At 59.9% G+C, this 16,393-nt stretch carries 17 protein-coding genes; 4 read left to right on the top strand and 13 right to left on the bottom strand.

The window, feature by feature from the left end:
• Positions 1-50 precede the first annotated feature (50 nt).
• The 9 genes from JQ845_RS17830 to coxB form a co-directional block, all read right to left on the bottom strand.
• Positions 51-686, bottom strand: coding sequence for an SCO family protein (locus JQ845_RS17830; protein ID WP_203009311.1), 636 nt, complete (start codon positions 684-686; stop codon positions 51-53).
• A complete protein-coding gene (cyoE, locus tag JQ845_RS17825; protein ID WP_003437711.1) occupies positions 683-1,582 on the bottom strand; it encodes a heme o synthase in 900 nt (299 codons plus the stop codon). Before cyoE ends, JQ845_RS17830 begins: the two co-directional genes overlap by 4 nt.
• A complete protein-coding gene (locus JQ845_RS17820) occupies positions 1,570-2,649 on the bottom strand; it encodes a COX15/CtaA family protein (protein WP_202210181.1) in 1,080 nt (359 codons plus the stop codon). Before JQ845_RS17820 ends, cyoE begins: the two co-directional genes overlap by 13 nt.
• 10 nt (positions 2,650-2,659) lie before the next feature.
• On the bottom strand, positions 2,660-3,253 hold the full coding sequence (locus JQ845_RS17815; RefSeq protein WP_003437715.1) for a hypothetical protein: 594 nt from the start codon (positions 3,251-3,253) through the stop codon (positions 2,660-2,662).
• Complete coding sequence (locus tag JQ845_RS17810) at positions 3,228-3,965, bottom strand: SURF1 family protein (protein ID WP_203009310.1); 738 nt, start codon at positions 3,963-3,965, stop codon at positions 3,228-3,230. The genes JQ845_RS17815 and JQ845_RS17810 overlap by 26 nt, the downstream gene beginning before the upstream one ends.
• Before the next feature lie 10 nt (positions 3,966-3,975).
• Complete coding sequence (locus JQ845_RS17805; protein ID WP_003437717.1) at positions 3,976-4,863, bottom strand: cytochrome c oxidase subunit 3; 888 nt, start codon at positions 4,861-4,863, stop codon at positions 3,976-3,978.
• 12 nt (positions 4,864-4,875) lie between these two features.
• The gene (locus JQ845_RS17800) at positions 4,876-5,448 is read right to left on the bottom strand and encodes a cytochrome c oxidase assembly protein (protein ID WP_003437718.1); all 573 of its coding nucleotides are present in this window, start codon (positions 5,446-5,448) and stop codon (positions 4,876-4,878) included.
• A 117-nt stretch (positions 5,449-5,565) separates the two neighbouring features.
• On the bottom strand, positions 5,566-7,155 hold the full coding sequence (ctaD, locus tag JQ845_RS17795; RefSeq protein WP_003437719.1) for a cytochrome c oxidase subunit I: 1,590 nt from the start codon (positions 7,153-7,155) through the stop codon (positions 5,566-5,568).
• Positions 7,156-7,237: 82 nt separating this feature from the next.
• Complete coding sequence (coxB, locus tag JQ845_RS17790) at positions 7,238-8,365, bottom strand: cytochrome c oxidase subunit II (protein ID WP_003437721.1); 1,128 nt, start codon at positions 8,363-8,365, stop codon at positions 7,238-7,240.
• Positions 8,366-8,696: 331 nt separating this feature from the next.
• Here coxB and JQ845_RS17785 point away from each other — a divergent pair, with 331 nt between their 5' ends.
• Positions 8,697-9,332, top strand: a complete 636-nt coding sequence (locus tag JQ845_RS17785) for a hypothetical protein (RefSeq protein WP_003437723.1) — start codon at positions 8,697-8,699, stop codon at positions 9,330-9,332.
• Between the two features lie 73 nt (positions 9,333-9,405).
• Here JQ845_RS17785 and JQ845_RS17780 read toward each other — a convergent pair whose 3' ends face one another.
• From JQ845_RS17780 to JQ845_RS17770, 3 genes are all read right to left on the bottom strand, one after another.
• A complete protein-coding gene (locus JQ845_RS17780; protein ID WP_003437726.1) occupies positions 9,406-10,119 on the bottom strand; it encodes a carbonic anhydrase in 714 nt (237 codons plus the stop codon).
• A gap of 117 nt (positions 10,120-10,236) precedes the next feature.
• On the bottom strand, positions 10,237-10,728 hold the full coding sequence (locus JQ845_RS17775) for a 2-thiouracil desulfurase family protein (RefSeq protein ID WP_003437728.1): 492 nt from the start codon (positions 10,726-10,728) through the stop codon (positions 10,237-10,239).
• On the bottom strand, positions 10,725-11,360 hold the full coding sequence (locus JQ845_RS17770; RefSeq protein WP_003437729.1) for a 2OG-Fe(II) oxygenase: 636 nt from the start codon (positions 11,358-11,360) through the stop codon (positions 10,725-10,727). Before JQ845_RS17770 ends, JQ845_RS17775 begins: the two co-directional genes overlap by 4 nt.
• A gap of 151 nt (positions 11,361-11,511) precedes the next feature.
• Here JQ845_RS17770 and JQ845_RS17765 point away from each other — a divergent pair, with 151 nt between their 5' ends.
• Entirely contained in the window at positions 11,512-12,264 is a 753-nt protein-coding gene (locus JQ845_RS17765) for a DUF2059 domain-containing protein (protein ID WP_003437731.1), read from the top strand.
• A 28-nt stretch (positions 12,265-12,292) separates the two neighbouring features.
• Here JQ845_RS17765 and bipL read toward each other — a convergent pair whose 3' ends face one another.
• Positions 12,293-13,234: a phospholipase BipL gene (gene bipL, locus JQ845_RS17760; protein ID WP_203009309.1), complete on the bottom strand. Its 942-nt coding sequence runs from the start codon at positions 13,232-13,234 to the stop codon at positions 12,293-12,295.
• A gap of 109 nt (positions 13,235-13,343) precedes the next feature.
• On the opposite strand from bipL, the gene JQ845_RS17755 reads away from it, so the two are divergent.
• The gene (locus JQ845_RS17755) at positions 13,344-13,928 is read left to right on the top strand and encodes a DUF6436 domain-containing protein (protein ID WP_203009308.1); all 585 of its coding nucleotides are present in this window, start codon (positions 13,344-13,346) and stop codon (positions 13,926-13,928) included.
• 37 nt (positions 13,929-13,965) lie between these two features.
• A complete protein-coding gene (locus JQ845_RS17750; RefSeq protein WP_203009307.1) occupies positions 13,966-16,350 on the top strand; it encodes a penicillin acylase family protein in 2,385 nt (794 codons plus the stop codon).
• The last annotated feature ends 43 nt before the right edge of the window (positions 16,351-16,393 follow it).

Genomic DNA, 16,393 nt, shown 5'->3' with positions numbered 1-16,393 from the left:
GATCTTTCTGTAGGAGCGAGCTCGCTCCTACAGATTGCCCCTCGCGTCCTTTATTTGCGCTCTACCAACCCCGGCAATTGGGCAACCATTTTGGCGGTGTTGAACGGTGCGCGAATGAAACCCCGCTGGGTGCCGTCCGGCCCGATCAGCGCCAGGTTGCCACTGTGGTCGACGGTGTAGTTGGGCTTGCTGGTATCCGCCGGGATGAACGGGATGCTCACGGCATTCGCCAGTGTTTGCAGATCTTCTATGGAAGCAGGGGTCAGCCCCACGAACTGCGGGTCGAAGTAGCCCAGGTATTGCTTGAGCTGCTGCGGCGTATCGCGGTTCGGGTCGACACTGACCAGCACGATCTGCAGTTTGTCCTGTACGTCCTTGGGCAGTTCACTTTTGATCTGACGCAGCTGGGCGAGGGTGGTCGGGCAGATGTCCGGGCAGAAGGTGTAGCCGAAAAACAGCATGCTCCACTTGTCTTTCAGTTCATTCATGAGCACCGGCTGACCGTTCTGGTCGGTCATCTTCACATCCGGCAAATGACGGCTCTGCGGCAGCAGAATGATCCCGGCATCGATCAGGGACGTGTTGTCGCCCTGGCTTTTGCTCGACATCATTTTGTTAAACGTCAGGCCCATGACCAATGCCACCAGCGCGACGAGGATATAAACGGTTTTTTGAGTTTTAGTCATAGGTTCAACACTAAGTAATGATCGACAAGCAGCGCGATAAATAGCAGCAGCAAGTAGTAAATAGAGTACTTGAAGGTGTTGATCGCAGCGTGCGGCGCAGTGCCACGGTACAGCACCCAAGCCCAATGCAGAAAGCGTGCGCCCAACACTAGTGCACATACCAGATAGAGCAGGCCGCTCATGTGAATCACAAAGGGCAGCAAGCTGACCGCCAGCAGCACGAGGGTGTACAGCAGAATATGTACCTTGGTGTAGTGCTCGCCGTGGGTCACGGGCAACATGGGGATATCCGCTTTGGCGTACTCCGCCTTGCGGTGGATCGCCAGCGCCCAAAAGTGCGGTGGGGTCCAGGCAAAGATGATCAACACCAGCAGCAACGGCTCGGCGGTGACATGCCCCGTGACCGCCACCCAGCCCAGCAGCGGCGGCGCCGCACCGGCCAGCCCGCCGATCACGATATTTTGCGGCGTGGCCCGCTTCAGAAAGCCTGTGTAAATAAGCGCGTAGCCCAATAGAGAAGCCAGCGTTAGCCAGGCCGCCAGGGCATTGGTGTACACCAATAGCAGCACCAGCCCCGACAGCGACAGCAATAGCGCGAACGACAATCCCGCCAGCGGTGAAACCCGCCCTTCGGCCAGCGGTCGCTTATGGGTGCGGGCCATCATGGCATCAATACGCCGATCCACCACATGATTGACCGCCGCCGCGCCACCGGCGCACAGGCCAATCCCCAGGTTTCCGAACACCAGTACCGTCCACGGCACGCCCGCGCGGGTAGCCAGAAACATGCCCACCAGCGAAGTAACCAGCATCATCAGGACCACCCTCGGCTTGGTCAGCTCCAGATAGTCACGCCAGAGCCCCTGGCGCTGATGTTCGCCAGTCACGGTCGCCATGGCAATTCTCCTTTGAGGGTGACGAGACCGGGCGTATGGCGCCGGGGGCTGAAAATCCAGCGGGAGAAGCGCGGGGCCTTGACCCTGACCAATGCCGTGCGGGCGTGGTAATTGACCAGCACCAGCGTCAGCAACAACGCCGCGCCCCCCGCGTTGTGAGCCACCGCGACCACCAGTGGCAGACCAAACAGCACATTGCTCATTCCCAGGCTGATCTGCACTCCCAGCGCCAGCAGCAGCAAGCCCGCCAACCGGGTCATGCCGACTTTGCGCAGTTGCCAGGCCAGGCCCAATAACACCAGGGTCAGCAGCACAGCGCCGAGCCTGTGGGTAAGGTGAATGGCAGTGCGCGCCTCGCTGTCCAGTTGCCCGCCCAAATAGTTGGGGCCGATATGCTGGGTCAGATGAAAGCCATTGGCGAAGTCGGCCTGGGGCCACCATTCACCATGACAAGTCGGCAGATCGACGCAGGCCACGGCTGCGTAGTTGGAACTGACCCAGCCCCCCAGCGCGATTTGCATGACCGCCAACACCAGCCCGGCCGTTGCCCAGCGCTGCAGGCGGCGGGGGATAGCCAGGGCGGGCAGCACCCCGGACAGACGCAAGGTCAGTAAAAACAACAAACTCAGGGTCGCAAACCCGCCGAGCAAATGCCCCGTCACCACCTGGGGCCACAACTTGAGCGTTACCGTCCACATGCCAAAGGCCGCTTGTGCGATCACCACCAACAAAATAAACAACGGCAGTTTTAACGGCTGATCCTGCAACCGACGCTGGCTCCAGGCCCGTGCCGCCAGCAGCAGAATCAACAGCCCGAGGGTGCCGGCAAAATAGCGGTGCACCATCTCGCTCCAGCCTTTGTCGGCCTGCACCGGGGCATCGGGAAAGTGCAGCTCGGCGTGGGCCAGTTGCGCCTCACTTTGCGGCACGCTGATAAAACCGTAGCAACCCGGCCAGTCCGGGCAGCCGAGGCCTGCATGGGTCAGGCGGGTGTAGGCGCCGAGCAATACCACCACCAGCGCCAGCAAGGTGGCCAACAATGCGAGACGAAATCCAGCTTTAGCCATGACCTGGCCCCTATCCGATGTTGGACAGCTTCAGCAGATGGCGGAGGTCGTTGAGCACGTCCTTACCGTTGACCTGCGGGTCGTAGCGCAGCACCAGATTGCCGTGGGGGTCGATTATCCACAGTTGCGCCGCGCCATTGCCTTCAGCGCCCTGTGTATAAGTCGGCAGGTCCAGTGTGTAGCGCTGTAATTGCGGATACTCGCGTTGCAATTTGGCGGCGTATTGCGCGTCCACCGGCTGCGCCACCGCCAAGCCGTGGCTCGCCCGCGACGCATCGCGGCCCAGTCCGACCTGAAGCTGGCGTGCCAGATACACCAACTGCTGGCAATCGGCAGCACAGCCTTGGGGGGCCGTTACCAGCAGTTGCCAGCGCTGCTCATCGGTCACGACGCCAAGGGCCGCGCGGTTCTGCCCGTTCCCCAGCAGTTCTCCGTGATAGCTGCGGCTTTCAGGCACCCAGAACTTGAGTTTGTACATGCCCGTGGCCAGCACCATGGGGCCGATGGTCAGCAGCAGAATAAGGATCAGCTGCAATCGCCCGCGGCGCCGGGTGGCAGGGGATGGGGCGCGAGCTGTATCAGGCGGATTGATGGCCGTTGCCATGACGTTTCTCCCGAGCGTTGTGCCAACCGAGGTACAGATAAAGACCGATCAGGGCCAGCGCCATGGCGAACCACTGCACGGCATAGGCGGTGTGTTTTTCCGGGCCCATGCCCGTGGAAATAAGTGGCCAGTCAGCCTGATATGCGGCCGGGCCGGGGGCGATACGGATTTCATCGGCAAAACCTTCGCGGCCCAGCTCGGCCCAAAGTTTGGCGGGCTCCACCGTCGTCACCAGCCGCGGCCAGGGCGCGTCAAGCGGGTCGGCGTGTAATTGAAAGGGGGCGCCTGGCGACTCATAAACCCAGGCCTGCACATCCAGGGTCTGTTGCGCAGTGCTGAATACCGGCGGTGTGTGACGGCTCGGCCACGGCAGCCAGCCACGATTGAGCAGCAGCCACTGGCCGCTGGCTTGATCCTGAAAGGGTTGCAGCAGCTCGACACCGACCTGGCCATCCCGCATACGGTTGTCCAGCAGCAGGCTGTGTTGCCCGTCTAAATGCCCCCGCAATTGCACACGGCGAAAGGCCGGTTGCTCCACATTCAGCAGCTGGCCTGCGGTCAGCGGCGCGGCGGCCTGACGTTCTGCGTAGCTATCGAGCAGCGCGCGTTTCTGCTCCCCGCGGCTCAGTTGCCAAAAACCCAGGAACACCAGCAGCGGCAGTAACGCCAGCACCACCAGTGTCGGCGCGATGCCGGGTCGAAAGCGCGTCATGGGCGCTGACTCACAACACGTATACGAACAGGAACAACCCGAGCCACACCACATCCACAAAGTGCCAGTACCAGGTCGCAGCCTGGAAACCAAACTGGTGCTCGGTATTGAAATGCCCGCGTATCACCCGGATCAGCATCACCAGCAAAATCAGGGCGCCGATGGTCACGTGGGCACCGTGGAAACCGGTGAGCATAAAGAACGTCGCGCCATACACCCCGGAGCCCAGAGTCAGGCCCAGCTCTTTGTACGCGTGGATGTACTCCTCGGCCTGAAACCCCAAAAATCCGACCCCGAGCAAAACCGTCAGGCCCAACCAGAACTTCAGCGCCCCGCGATGGCCCTTGTTCAAGGCATGGTGAGCGATGGTCAGGGTGATGCTGGAACTGACCAGCAACACCGTGTTGAGCAGCGGCAAGCCCCACGGGCTGATGGTGCCTTTAGGCGGTGGATATAGCGCAGGGTCGGGGGTGTGCAGCAACGGCCAGGCAAACTGAAAGTCAGGCCACAGCATGTGCGCCACCGCCTTGCTGCCCTCGCCACCCAACCACGGACCGGAAAAGTGCCGCACGTAAAACAGCGCACCAAAAAACGCGATAAAGAACATCACTTCAGAAAAAATAAACCACGTCATGCCCCAGCGAAACGAACGATCCAGTTGCGCGCTGTATAGCCCGGCCCGGCTCTCCCTGATCACTGCGCCGAACCAGCCAAACAGCATGTACGCAACGATCAGGCCGCCAATAAAGAAAATCAGCGGGCCATGGGACTCGGGTCGCGCCGCCTTGAGGTCGTTGAACCAGGTGCCCAGGCCATACACCGTGACCAACAGCCCCACCGTGGCAATGATCGGCCACTTGCTTTGAGGCGGGACATAGTAGTGATCGTGAGTTGCCATGGAGCGTTCTCCTTATCGGGCAAGCCGGGTTTCGTCCTTGCCGGCGTTAGCGGCGACAGGCGGATGGCGAGCAGTGATATCGAACAGCGTGTAGGCCAGCGTCAGGTGTTTCACATCCTTGGGCATGTCGCGGTCGACGATAAAACGCATCGGCATCTCCAGGCTTTGGCCCGGTTGCAACACCTGTTGGGTAAAGCAAAAACACTCGGTCTTGTGGAAGTACTGGGCGGCTTCGGCCGGTGAAATACTCGGCACGGCTTGCGCCGTCATCGGGTGGTCAGTGGGGTTGGAGACTACAAACACCATCTCGTTAACCGCCCCGGGGTTGACCACCAACTGATCGCCCTTGGGATAGAACTCCCACACCATGTCGATGGCATTGGTCGACAAGAACTGCACGCGCACCTGCCGGGTCGGGTCGACCACTTGCTCACCTTCGTACTGTCCGGCGGTCTTGCCGTTGATGCCGAAGGCTTTGCACATCACGTCGTAAATCGGCACCAGGGCGAAACCAAAGGCGAACATCACCACCACCATCAACAACAGGCGCAGGACCAGGCGTTTGACCGCAGTTGAGTTAGCCATAAGCGGCTTCCTGTGGGGGCGAGCTTGCTCGCAATGACAGCAGCGAATTTATCAAGGCAAACCGGGCCGTCTGCATTGCGAGCCAGCTCGCTCCTGCAGGGACTCGGCATGCACCGGTCACTTGATTTCCGGCGGCGTGGTGAAGGTGTGATATGGCGCGGGCGAGGGCACGCTCCATTCCAGACCTTCGGCGCCGTCCCAGGGTTTGGCGGGGGCCTTGGGGCCACCACGAATGCATTTGATGACAATGAACAGGAATAGAAGCTGCGTAGTGCCGAACATGAACCCGCCAATGGAGGACACCATGTTGAAGTCGGCGAACTGCAGGTTGTAGTCCGGAACCCGGCGCGGCATGCCGGCCAGACCGACAAAGTGCATCGGGAAGAACGTCAGGTTCATGCCCACAAACGACAGCCAGAAATGCAACTTCCCGAGGGTTTCGTCGTACATGTGGCCAGTCCATTTCGGCAGCCAGTAATAGGTCGAAGCGAAGATCCCGAAAATCGCCCCCGGCACCAGTACGTAATGGAAATGTGCGACCACGAAATAGGTGTCGTGGTACTGGAAGTCTGCCGGCGCGATGGCCAGCATCAACCCGGAGAACCCGCCGATGGTGAACAGAATTACGAAGGCCACGGCGAACAGCATTGGCGTCTCGAAGGTCAGCGAGCCTTGCCACATGGTGCTGACCCAGTTGAAGACCTTGACCCCGGTCGGCACCGCAATCAGCAGCGTGGCATACATAAAGAACAGTTCACCGACCAGGGGAATCCCCACCACAAACATATGGTGGGCCCAGACGATGAATGACAGGAAGGCGATGCTGGCCGTGGCGTAGACCATTGAGGTGTAGCCGAATAACGGCTTGCGCGAGAAGGTCGGAATGATCGCGCTGATGGCACCGAAGGCCGGCAGGATCATGATGTAGACCTCGGGGTGGCCGAAGAACCAGAACACATGCTGGAACAACACCGGGTCACCGCCGCCCGCGGCACTGAAGAAGCTGGTGCCGAAGTGGATGTCCATCAACATCATGGTGACCACCCCTGCCAGCACGGGCATCACCGCTATCAGCAGGAAGGCCGTGATCAGCCAGGTCCAGACGAACAGCGGCATTTTCATCAGCGTCATGCCGGGAGCACGCAAATTGAGGATGGTGGCGATCACGTTGATCGCGCCCATGATCGAACTGATGCCCATTAAATGGATGGCAAAAATAAAATAAGTCACGCTTTCAGGGGCATAGGTCGTGGACAGTGGCGCGTAGAAGGTCCAGCCAAAATTAGGCCCGCCACCGGCCATGAACAGGGTCGAGATCAGCAGTGCGAAAGCGGCAGGCAACAGCCAGAAACTGAAGTTGTTCATCCGCGGCAAGGCCATGTCGGGGGCGCCGATCATCAGCGGAATCATCCAGTTGGCCAGCCCGACAAACGCCGGCATCACTGCGCCAAATACCATGATCAGCCCGTGCATGGTGGTCATCTGGTTGAAAAAGGCCGGCGCCACAATCTGTAATCCCGGCTGGAACAGTTCGGCGCGAATCACCATGGCGAAGGATCCACCGAGCAAAAACATGCAGAAGCTGAACCACAGATACAAGGTGCCAATGTCTTTATGGTTGGTGGTCAACACCCAGCGCATAAGGCCTTTGGCCGGGCCGTGGGCGTGGTCTTGCGCAGGCCCGTGGTCATCAATAACCGCACTCATGTCCTGACTCCTGCAAACGGATGGACCAAAAAACCGGCGGCCCACGGCCCCCTGCCATTACCCACACACAGCCCCCGGCGGCTCATTTGCCTTGCGCCTGTTTAAGCTCCAGCACGTCTTTGGGGGTGACCATATCGCCCTTGTTGTTGCCCCAGGCGTTACGTTCGTAGGTCACCACCGCGGCAATATCAACTTCCGAGAGCTGCTTGCCGAAGGCTGCCATGGCCGTCCCCGGTTTGCCGAAGAACACCCGGTGCAGGTGATCGGCAGCCGGTCCGGTAGCGATCGGCGAGCCTTTGAGTGCCGGGAACATTGGCGGCAAGCCCTGACCTTCTGCCTGGTGACAGGCCACGCAAGTGGTGTGGTAAACCTTGTCGCCACGGGCCACCAGTTCGTCGAGGGTCCAGTCCTTGCTGGTCAGTTCCTTGAGCTGAGCAGCCTGGGCCTTGCGGTCTGCGAGCCAGGCGTCATAGTCCGCACGGGTTTTGACATCCACCACGATCGGCATAAAGCCGTGGTCCTTGCCGCACAATTCGGCACACTGGCCACGGTAAATGCCGGGCTTCTCGATACGGGTCCAGGCTTCGTTGATAAACCCCGGAATAGCGTCGCGCTTGACCGCGAAGGCAGGCACCCACCAGGAGTGGATAACGTCCGCCGAGGTCACCAGAAAGCGCACTTTGGCACCGATCGGCAGCACCAGCGGCTCGTCCACCTCAAGCAGGTAATGTTCGCCCTTGGGGGCCTGGTTATGAATTTGCTCGGCGGGGGTGGCCAGGTTGCTGAAGAACTCGACATCCTGGCCCAGGTATTTGTAATGCCACTTCCACTGGTAGCCCGTGATCTGGATGTCGACATCCGACTCACTGGAGTCATAGATATTGATCAGGGTTCTGGTTGCGGGGATGGCCATCAAAATGAGGATAACCAGAGGCACGACCGTCCAGAGGATTTCGACCGTGGTGCTTTCGTGGAATTTTGCTGCTTGCTGCCCGGTGGAGCGCCGATGAACGATCATCGACCAGAACATGGCACCAAACACGATGATGCCGATCACGACACAGATCCAGAAGATGGTCATGTGCAGGTCGAATACCGCGTTGCTGACTTCGGTCGCGCCCGGCGTCATGTTCACGGTCCAGGCAGCTTGCGCCTGACCGAAAACCGACCACAACAGCAGGCCCATCCATAGATTTGGATGTCGCTTCATTGCGGGTTCCCCTTTGTTTTTCTTGTTATTGCGCCGGTATCAACCTGCGTTACAAGGGGGCGGTTTTCAAACCCTGTGAACCTGGACCGCCGAGCCTCGTCTGCTCAGGCAGTCGGGCGACATCAAATAACGGTTACAAAAGCGAGTATAGACACCGACACCAGCCCCGCAATGTAAGGGGTCAAAACAGTGAAATAAGGCCACATCGACAAATGGCACTCACTGCCCGGTCACAAAATGAATAACAATACTTCCCCTGAAAAAAATCCCTTTGCGTTTAAAGGGCTACTTTTATAGCTCTTTTTTGTCTTGCAACCCCCCTGGAGTTCCCATGAACACCGCCGCCATCCGCGCGCAGATCTCGCGTGCCCAAGAACATGAGGCCGAAACGAAGCAGCTGGCCCAGCATCTGGCCAAGCAACTGCCGCACCTTCATGCCGCAATCGAGCTGCCTGATACGGATAAAAACGTCGTGATGACCCGCTTTGTCAGCGCCTACATCGAGCAGGTGCCCGACTTGCTGGATGCTGCCAACGCAGTCGCCCATGAGGCGGGTATCGAGTCGCAAATCAAGCCGGTACTGAAAATCGCCGAGCAATATTTTGCCCAGCCGCTCCCGCTGCTCGATGGCCATCCGGGGCTTGAAGGTTTACTGGACGAAGCCTATCTGGCGCACCGCCTGGTCGAAGAGGTCAACGATCTCTACATCAAGCACCTGGGTCAGCCGTTGATTCCTCTGGACATGACAGTGGCCAACCTCATCGCCCACCAGTTAATCGGCGAGGCCTTTGCCAACCAGCTGGACGAAGCCGTGCACCATGCGCTCGACGAGATGCTTAACGACGAAAGCTTTGCCGTGGAATCGGTCGATGCTTACCGCGAACGGCTGACCAGCCCCGAGACGGGCGCTGCCTGGAGCCGCTGGCCTTGTCTGTCCAAGCAACTGGGCGTCGGCCTGAACTTGTAGCAGCCGGCGTGCTCGCGAGCGCCTTCAGAGCAGTGTCCGAGAAAGCGCAGAGCACGCGAGCAAGGGTAAGCGCCTAAAACCTGGCTTTGGGCGTAGCGCTTGGAATCGGGCTGGTGCCATCCAGCGGCAGGAAGGCGCCTTTATCGGCGTCGTAGGCTTTGATCTCGCTGGTTTCGATGTCGTATACCCAGCCGTGAATAAACAGATGCCCGTTGGCCATGCGCGACGCCACCGACGGGTGTGTGCGCAGGTGCTGCAGCTGGGCAATCACGTTTTCTTCAGTCAGCACGTGCATGCTTTCAGCTTCATTGGCGCAGTTGCAGTTGTCCTGCACCATGGTTTTGGCCACTTCAACGTGGTGCAACCAGGCTCTGACCGTGGGCATCTTTTTCAAGCTTGCCGGGTTGAGTACGGCGCGCATCGCCCCGCAATCCGAATGTCCGCAAATAATGATGTGCTGCACGCCCAGTGCCAACACCGCGTACTCAATGGCAGTTGAAACACCGCCATTCATCTGGCCATAGGGTGGCACCACGTTGCCGACGTTACGCGTTACAAACAAATCGCCCGGTGCACTCTGGGTGATCAGCTCAGGCACGATGCGCGAATCGGCACAGGCAATAAACATCGCACGCGGGTTCTGTGCCGTGGCGAGTTTTTTGAAGAAGGCTTCTTGTTCAGGAAAGATTTCGTGATGGAAGTGCAAAAAACCATCAACGATATGGTGCAGTGCAGAATCAGCACTTTCGGTCGCTGCCGAGGGCTGTGGTTTCGGCTTGTCAGTCATGATGGATCCCCTGGGCAAAATGGCACCGGATATTACCTGAACTCATTTATACGCTCTACACGCCCTTGCAGGAGCGGGTTTGCTCGCGCCGGTATTTCCCGGCCGGCCCGCAAATCCTCAGGCCTCAAGCTGCGCTAGAGCCCGCGCGGCGTCTTCCAGCTGCAGCTCGTTAAATACCTGTACCCCGGCCCCCGCCAGCAATGCCGCCGTGACGCCCTGGCCTGCAACCTTGATCCCGCCAAAGCTGCCGTCATAGGTCTGCACATTGCCGCAAGACGGACTATTAGCCTTGAGGATAGCAATACCAATACCGTGCCGAACCACCAACGCCAGCGCCTGTTGTGCCCCGTCCATAAAGGCCGCGGTCACATCTTCACCCTCGCTGGTCATCACCGGCGCCAGGCCGTTGAGCACATCGCTCCCCTGGCCACCGGGTATTTCTGCCGGAGCACGCGGCGTCGGCAAGCCGCCCGCAACTTCCGGGCACAAGGCAATGATCCGGCCTTCTTCCTGCCATCGGGCCAATTGCCCGTACGGACCACTGGCGCCGCCGTCATAGCGCACGCGATGGCCCAACAGGCAACGACTGACCAGCAACTTCTGACTCATACAAATACCTCGGTGGCGCGCCGGCGAAACCAACCGGTCAACGACAGGCGGTCGCGGGTCGCAGGCATGACTTCGTGGGGAATCTCGCCCGAGAGGAATACCACCAGACAACCGCCAACCGGAAGTACGTCATAGTCGAGGTCGCCATCCAGATACATGCGCAAATGCCCGCCATGCTCAGGCAACCATGCCTGATTGAGGTAAACCACGGCCGAGACCATGCGCCGGTCATCATCGCGGAAACGGTCCAGATGCTTGAGGTAGAAAGCTCCGGGCGGGTAGAGGGCGAAATGACTTTCAAAGTCCTCCAGGCCCAAAAAAAGCCTGCGATTCATGGCGATTCGCAGGCTTTCCATTAACCCCAGATAATTGTCGCAGGCTAAAACCTCTCCCGGCTCCAGCCATTGAATATGGTCGCCGCGAATACCCTCGCGGACTTCCTGGGTAATGCCCCTTCCGACTGCGGCCGGGGTCAGTTCACCTTCGGCCGAACGTTTTTGGCACTCGGCCGCCAGTTCGAGGGTCAAAGCCTCGGGCAGAAAGATGTTTTGCTGTGACCATCCCTGTGCGTACAGGTCGTCGACGATGCGTAGCAACAGCGGATGATCAGTAGGTATTTGCATGCCGCGCATAATATCGACACGCCTGAAAATCTGACAGCTCCGTCGAGCTGGCGGAGCGGAAATAATCAACCGGAGTATTTAAAGCCTCTTGGAACGAGCGAATTCTCGACAAGTCCTACGCCGCACCCGGACAATAGCGCCCTGCAGACAGGAGTCCCTCATGCGCCGCTTGTTTTTACTATTGATGATGTTTTGCACGTTACCCGCATGGGCAGATAACCTCGATGATCTGTTTACGACTGCCGGGTGGCCAGAACAGCGCGCGCATTTTGTTGATGCCCTTACTGCCGCCCAGGAGCGCTATCGCAATAACTTGCCGCCGGCGGTTTATCAGGCCCTGGTCAATAACAGCAGCCTGCGCTTTGCCCCCGAAGCAATGGACCGGCGCGCCAAAGAGCAGATGCGTAACCACCTGCCAGACCCTGTTCCCGCACTGACCTTTTTCCAGTCGCCGCTGGGCCGCCAGATTGTGGCTGCTGAACTGCTGGCTACCCGCCGCGATCAGTTGGCCAAACACGCCCAAGGCTTGCCGCGCATCGAGGCCAGCGCCACCCGTCAACTGCTGATCAACCACTTGTCGCGGGCGCTGCCAGCCCGTGAAGCCGGCGCGGAAGTCACTCTGGCGATTGCCGGGATTGCAGCAGACAGTTTGAGTTCGATGATCCCGGGGTTGCTCGGAGGCGGTCAGGCCCAAGGCATGTTGAATGGCCAGCGCCAGCGCTTGATGGAACAACTTGCCGGTGAACTGGATAACACGCTGCTCTACGTGTATCGCGACCTGTCTGATCCGGAACTGGAAGAGTTCGTCACCTTTGCAGAGTCGCCTGCCGGGAAAGCCTATTATCAGGCGGCACTGGCAGCTATTCGCGCCGGGCTGGCCGTGGGCCAAAGCACGTCAAGCCTGTCGCAATAACCAACGTCCCGTAGGAGCAAGCTCGCGCCTACAGATGTTGATCCAGAAACGCGAAATAACGCTCGCGGATCTCGGCAGTTTCATTCGCCAGATGGTGCCGGGCCTCTGGCAGCAACAGCACCTGAGGCTGATCGAATTTCGTTTTCAGCACCTCAAGGTTATGCCGCCAATCAACAGTTTTGTCCGCTTCGCCCTGAATCACCAAGGGCCGCCGGGAGCAGGCTGGCGCACTTTCAATACGCGGAATCCAGCGCGCCAGCGCACCGACCCAGGCCGTCGGCAGACGCACCGGCTGCAACGGATCGGCCTGCAGGAACGGCAAGAAGTCGGGATCGTTGGAGTTCTCGCTGAAACGCCGGGCAATGCCTTTGACGAAGGCTCTGAGCAGGTAATAGCTGAACTTCGACCAATTCCAGTCCTTGGGCCTGATCAACGGTGACAGCAGAATCACCTGCCCTTGTGCCGGGCTTTGATCACCCTGACGCAGCACATGATCAAGCACAATCGCGCCACCGGTACTTTGCCCGCACAGGTGCCAGGGTTGCGGCAAGGCCAGTGACTGGGCCTCGACAAACAAACCTTGCAGCACCGCCTGGTACTGCGCGAAATCATCAATGCTGGCCCGCTCGCCACTGGAAAGCCCATGCCCCGGCAAGTCGCAGGCAATGACCACGAATCCGTGATCCAGGCCCCACTCAATCACGTGCCGATACAGCCCCATATGATCGTAAAAACCATGGATGACGAATAGCGTCGCCACCGGGGTGGACGCTGGCCACCAGACCTGACTGACCAGCTCGTAGCCGCCGGCACTGAAGCGCCCCAATTGCCGGCGCACCGGCACCTTGCGCTGCGCAAAATCCAGCCCGTAGAACTGCTGATACGCCAGCCCCTCGCGCGATAATGGCTGGCCATCGTGCAAAGGCTGCAAGCTGGCGCGCAAGGAATCGGGGGCAAACGGGGCAGGCATAAGAATTTCCAGACGGGGCGCACGTGCGCAAAACAGGCTTTATAGACCGACGATATTCATCTGTCCGTTCAAGCATGGCAAGCTAAGCGGCCTTCGAGGACCTTTTTGCATGCCTGTGCCCACCTTAAAAACCCTGCTTGCCTGCCTGCTGGTGCTGATATGTGCAGCGGGGTTGTGGACGGCCTACGACTGGTTCCAGGGCCGCTATATCCGCGCCTTCAGCGACCAGACCGCACTGTTCGCCGGAGATGTCCTGAGCCTGCCCGCCGAGCTGTCAGGCCCGGGGCCCATCCGCGTGGTGCATTTCTGGGACCCGGCCTGCCCGTGCAATGTCGGTAACCAACAACACCTCAGCGAATTACTGGCGCATTACGTGCCGCTGGGCGTCACGTTCTACTCCGTGCAAAAGCCCGGCACCCATGGCCAGTTACCCGCCACCCTGGGCGCAATAAAGCCCTTGGCCAGCCTGCCCGGCGCCGAGCATCTGAGCGCCAGCCCGGCCGTAGCTATCTGGGACCGCAGCGGCCAGCTGGCCTACTTTGGCCCCTACAGCGAAGGTGCCACCTGCAACGCCAGCAACAGCTTTATCGAACCCGTCCTGCAGGCCCTGAACGAAGGCCGCCCGGTAAATGCCACCCACACCATGGCCGTGGGCTGCTATTGCCCGTGGCAGAATGACCGCGCTTCCCCCTAAGGCGCTTCGGTGCGAACCAATTACAAGGAGTTGCACCATGAAACGCAGCCTGACCCTGGCCGCCCTCGTTATTGCCGTCATCGCGGGCGGTGGCGTCTGGTATGTGCAAAGCAAGCTGCCCACCCGCCAGGGCCAGGTAGCGCTGGACGGGCTGCAGGGGCCGGTCGCGGTACGGTATGACGAGCGCGGGGTGCCGCATATCCGCGCAGCTAACCAGACGGATATGTACCGCGCCCTTGGCTATGTACAGGCGCAGGACCGCCTGTTTCAAATGGAGATAATGCGTCGTCTGGCGCGGGGGGAACTGGCCGAGGTACTCGGCCCCAAGCTGATCGATACCGACAAACTGTTCCGCAGCCTGCGCATTCGCGAACGTGCCGCCAGCTATGTCGCCGAACTGGACTATCAGTCACCTTCGTGGCTGGCCCTGCAAGCCTATCTGGACGGGATCAACCAGTACCAGGCCAGCCACGCCAGACCGGTGGAGTTTGACCTGCTGGGCATCACCCCGCGGCCATTCACCGCCGAAGACACGATCAGCGTCGCCGGCTATATGGCTTACAGCTTTGCAGTCGCCTTTCGCACGGAGCCATTGCTGACTTACGTACGTGACCAGTTAGGCAGCAACTACCTGAAAGTCTTCGACCTGGACTGGCAACCCCGGGGCGTGCTGAGCCCGGCACTGTCGAGCAACGACTGGAAAAACCTCGGTTCCCTCGCCCGGCTGAGCGATCAGGCCTTGAATCAGGCCGGCCTGCCACAGTTCGAAGGCAGCAATGCCTGGGTCGTGTCGGGCAAACGTACCCAAAGTGGCAAACCGCTACTGGCAGGCGATCCGCATATCCGCTTCTCGGCGCCGGCGGTATGGTACGAAGCGCAGCTCTCGGCGCCCGATTTTGAGCTCTATGGCTACCATCAGGCCCTGGTGCCGTTCGCCTTTCTGGGCAACAACCGCGATTTTGGCTGGAGCCTGACCATGTTCCAGAACGATGATCTGGACCTGATCGCAGAGAAGACCAATCCCGACCACCCGAATCAGGTGTGGTACCACGGCCAGTGGGTCGACATGAGCAGCAGCGAGCAACAGATTGCGGTCAAAGGCCAGGCACCGGTGACCCTCACCCTGCGCCGGTCCCCCCACGGTCCGATCATCAACGATGTACTCGGGTCTGCCGCCGGCAGCACGCCGATTGCAATGTGGTGGGGCTTTCTGGAAACCCGGGACCCGATTCTCGAAGGCTTTTACCAGCTCAACCGCGCCGACACCTTAAACAAGGCCCGCACGGCCGCCACCTATATTCACGCACCGGGCCTGAACCTGGTGTGGGCAAATGCCAAGGGCGACATCGGCTGGTGGGCGGCGGCGCAATTGCCCAAACGCCCGGCAGGGGTCAATCCCGCGTTCATTCTGGACGGCAGTACCAGCCAGGCCGACAAAGTCGGTTTTTATCCGTTCAGCGCCAACCCCCAGGAAGAGAATCCCGCGCGGGGCTATATCGTATCGGCCAACTTTCAGCCGGTATCGCCTGCCGGCATAGAGATCCCCGGTTACTACAACCTGGCGGACCGCGGCCAGCAACTCAATCGCCAGCTCAGCGAACCCGGCGTGAAATGGAACCTGAAGAACAGTCAGGCGCTGCAACTGGACACCCGCACCGACTACGGGCAGCGTGTGCTCAAACCGCTGTTGCCAGTGCTGCGTGAAGTAGTCAGCGATCCGGCCGAACGCCAGCTGGTAGAACAACTGGCGCAATGGCAGGGCGATTATCCGCTGGACTCAACGGCCGCCACGCTGTTCAACCAGCTTCTGTTCAGCCTGGCTGACGCAGCGATGAGTGATGAGTTGGGGGATGTTTATTTCGACACCTTGCTCAGCACCCGGGTGATCGACGCCGCCTTGCCACGCCTCGCCGCAAACCCGGATTCGCCGTGGTGGGACAACCGTAATACGGCGCACAAAGAGACCCAGGCCGAGACAGTCAAGGTCGCCTGGCAAACCAGCATTGCGCAGTTGAAAGCCACCATGGGCGACGACCCGGCGCAATGGCGTTGGGGCAAGGCGCACACCTTGACCCATGACCACCCGCTGGGGCGGCAGAAACCGCTGGACTGGCTGTTTAACGTCGGTCCATTCGAGGCCCCCGGCAGCCACGAAGTACCCAACAATCTCAGCGCCAAACTCGGCCCGGCCCCCTGGGCAGTGACCTACGGCCCCTCAACCAGACGTCTGATCGACTTTGCCGAGCCGTACCACAGCCTGACCATCAACCCGCTAGGGCAAAGCGGCGTACCCTTCGACAAACACTACCGCGACCAGGCCCGACCCTACATTGAAGGCGACTACAGCATCCCGCATATCGACGAGACAGAAATCCAGCTCAACACCCGCAGCGTCTTGCGACTGGTGCCCAAGCAACTGTAGGAGCGAGCTTGCTCGCGAGCTTTTCAATTCGACAGCCAGCTCG

The sequence above is a fragment of the Pseudomonas paraversuta genome (assembly GCF_904063065.1).
Taxonomy (GTDB): domain Bacteria; phylum Pseudomonadota; class Gammaproteobacteria; order Pseudomonadales; family Pseudomonadaceae; genus Aquipseudomonas; species Aquipseudomonas paraversuta.
Note: the sequence above shows the minus strand (reverse complement) of the source record. Positions and strands in the feature narration are given on the sequence as shown.

Coding starts and splice junctions, on each gene's coding strand:
- JQ845_RS17785 (WP_003437723.1), top strand. CDS start 8,697: ATGAACACCGCCGCCATCCGCGCGCAGATCTCGCGTGCCCAAGAACAT.
- cyoE (WP_003437711.1), bottom strand. CDS start 1,582: ATGGCGACCGTGACTGGCGAACATCAGCGCCAGGGGCTCTGGCGTGAC.
- JQ845_RS17780 (WP_003437726.1), bottom strand. CDS start 10,119: ATGACTGACAAGCCGAAACCACAGCCCTCGGCAGCGACCGAAAGTGCT.
- JQ845_RS17805 (WP_003437717.1), bottom strand. CDS start 4,863: ATGGCAACTCACGATCACTACTATGTCCCGCCTCAAAGCAAGTGGCCG.
- JQ845_RS17770 (WP_003437729.1), bottom strand. CDS start 11,360: ATGCGCGGCATGCAAATACCTACTGATCATCCGCTGTTGCTACGCATC.
- JQ845_RS17815 (WP_003437715.1), bottom strand. CDS start 3,253: ATGGCAACGGCCATCAATCCGCCTGATACAGCTCGCGCCCCATCCCCT.
- ctaD (WP_003437719.1), bottom strand. CDS start 7,155: ATGAGTGCGGTTATTGATGACCACGGGCCTGCGCAAGACCACGCCCAC.
- JQ845_RS17765 (WP_003437731.1), top strand. CDS start 11,512: ATGCGCCGCTTGTTTTTACTATTGATGATGTTTTGCACGTTACCCGCA.
- JQ845_RS17820 (WP_202210181.1), bottom strand. CDS start 2,649: ATGGCTAAAGCTGGATTTCGTCTCGCATTGTTGGCCACCTTGCTGGCG.
- coxB (WP_003437721.1), bottom strand. CDS start 8,365: ATGAAGCGACATCCAAATCTATGGATGGGCCTGCTGTTGTGGTCGGTT.
- JQ845_RS17775 (WP_003437728.1), bottom strand. CDS start 10,728: ATGAGTCAGAAGTTGCTGGTCAGTCGTTGCCTGTTGGGCCATCGCGTG.
- JQ845_RS17800 (WP_003437718.1), bottom strand. CDS start 5,448: ATGGCTAACTCAACTGCGGTCAAACGCCTGGTCCTGCGCCTGTTGTTG.
- JQ845_RS17810 (WP_203009310.1), bottom strand. CDS start 3,965: ATGACGCGCTTTCGACCCGGCATCGCGCCGACACTGGTGGTGCTGGCG.
- JQ845_RS17755 (WP_203009308.1), top strand. CDS start 13,344: ATGCCTGTGCCCACCTTAAAAACCCTGCTTGCCTGCCTGCTGGTGCTG.
- JQ845_RS17750 (WP_203009307.1), top strand. CDS start 13,966: ATGAAACGCAGCCTGACCCTGGCCGCCCTCGTTATTGCCGTCATCGCG.
- bipL (WP_203009309.1), bottom strand. CDS start 13,234: ATGCCTGCCCCGTTTGCCCCCGATTCCTTGCGCGCCAGCTTGCAGCCT.
- JQ845_RS17830 (WP_203009311.1), bottom strand. CDS start 686: ATGACTAAAACTCAAAAAACCGTTTATATCCTCGTCGCGCTGGTGGCA.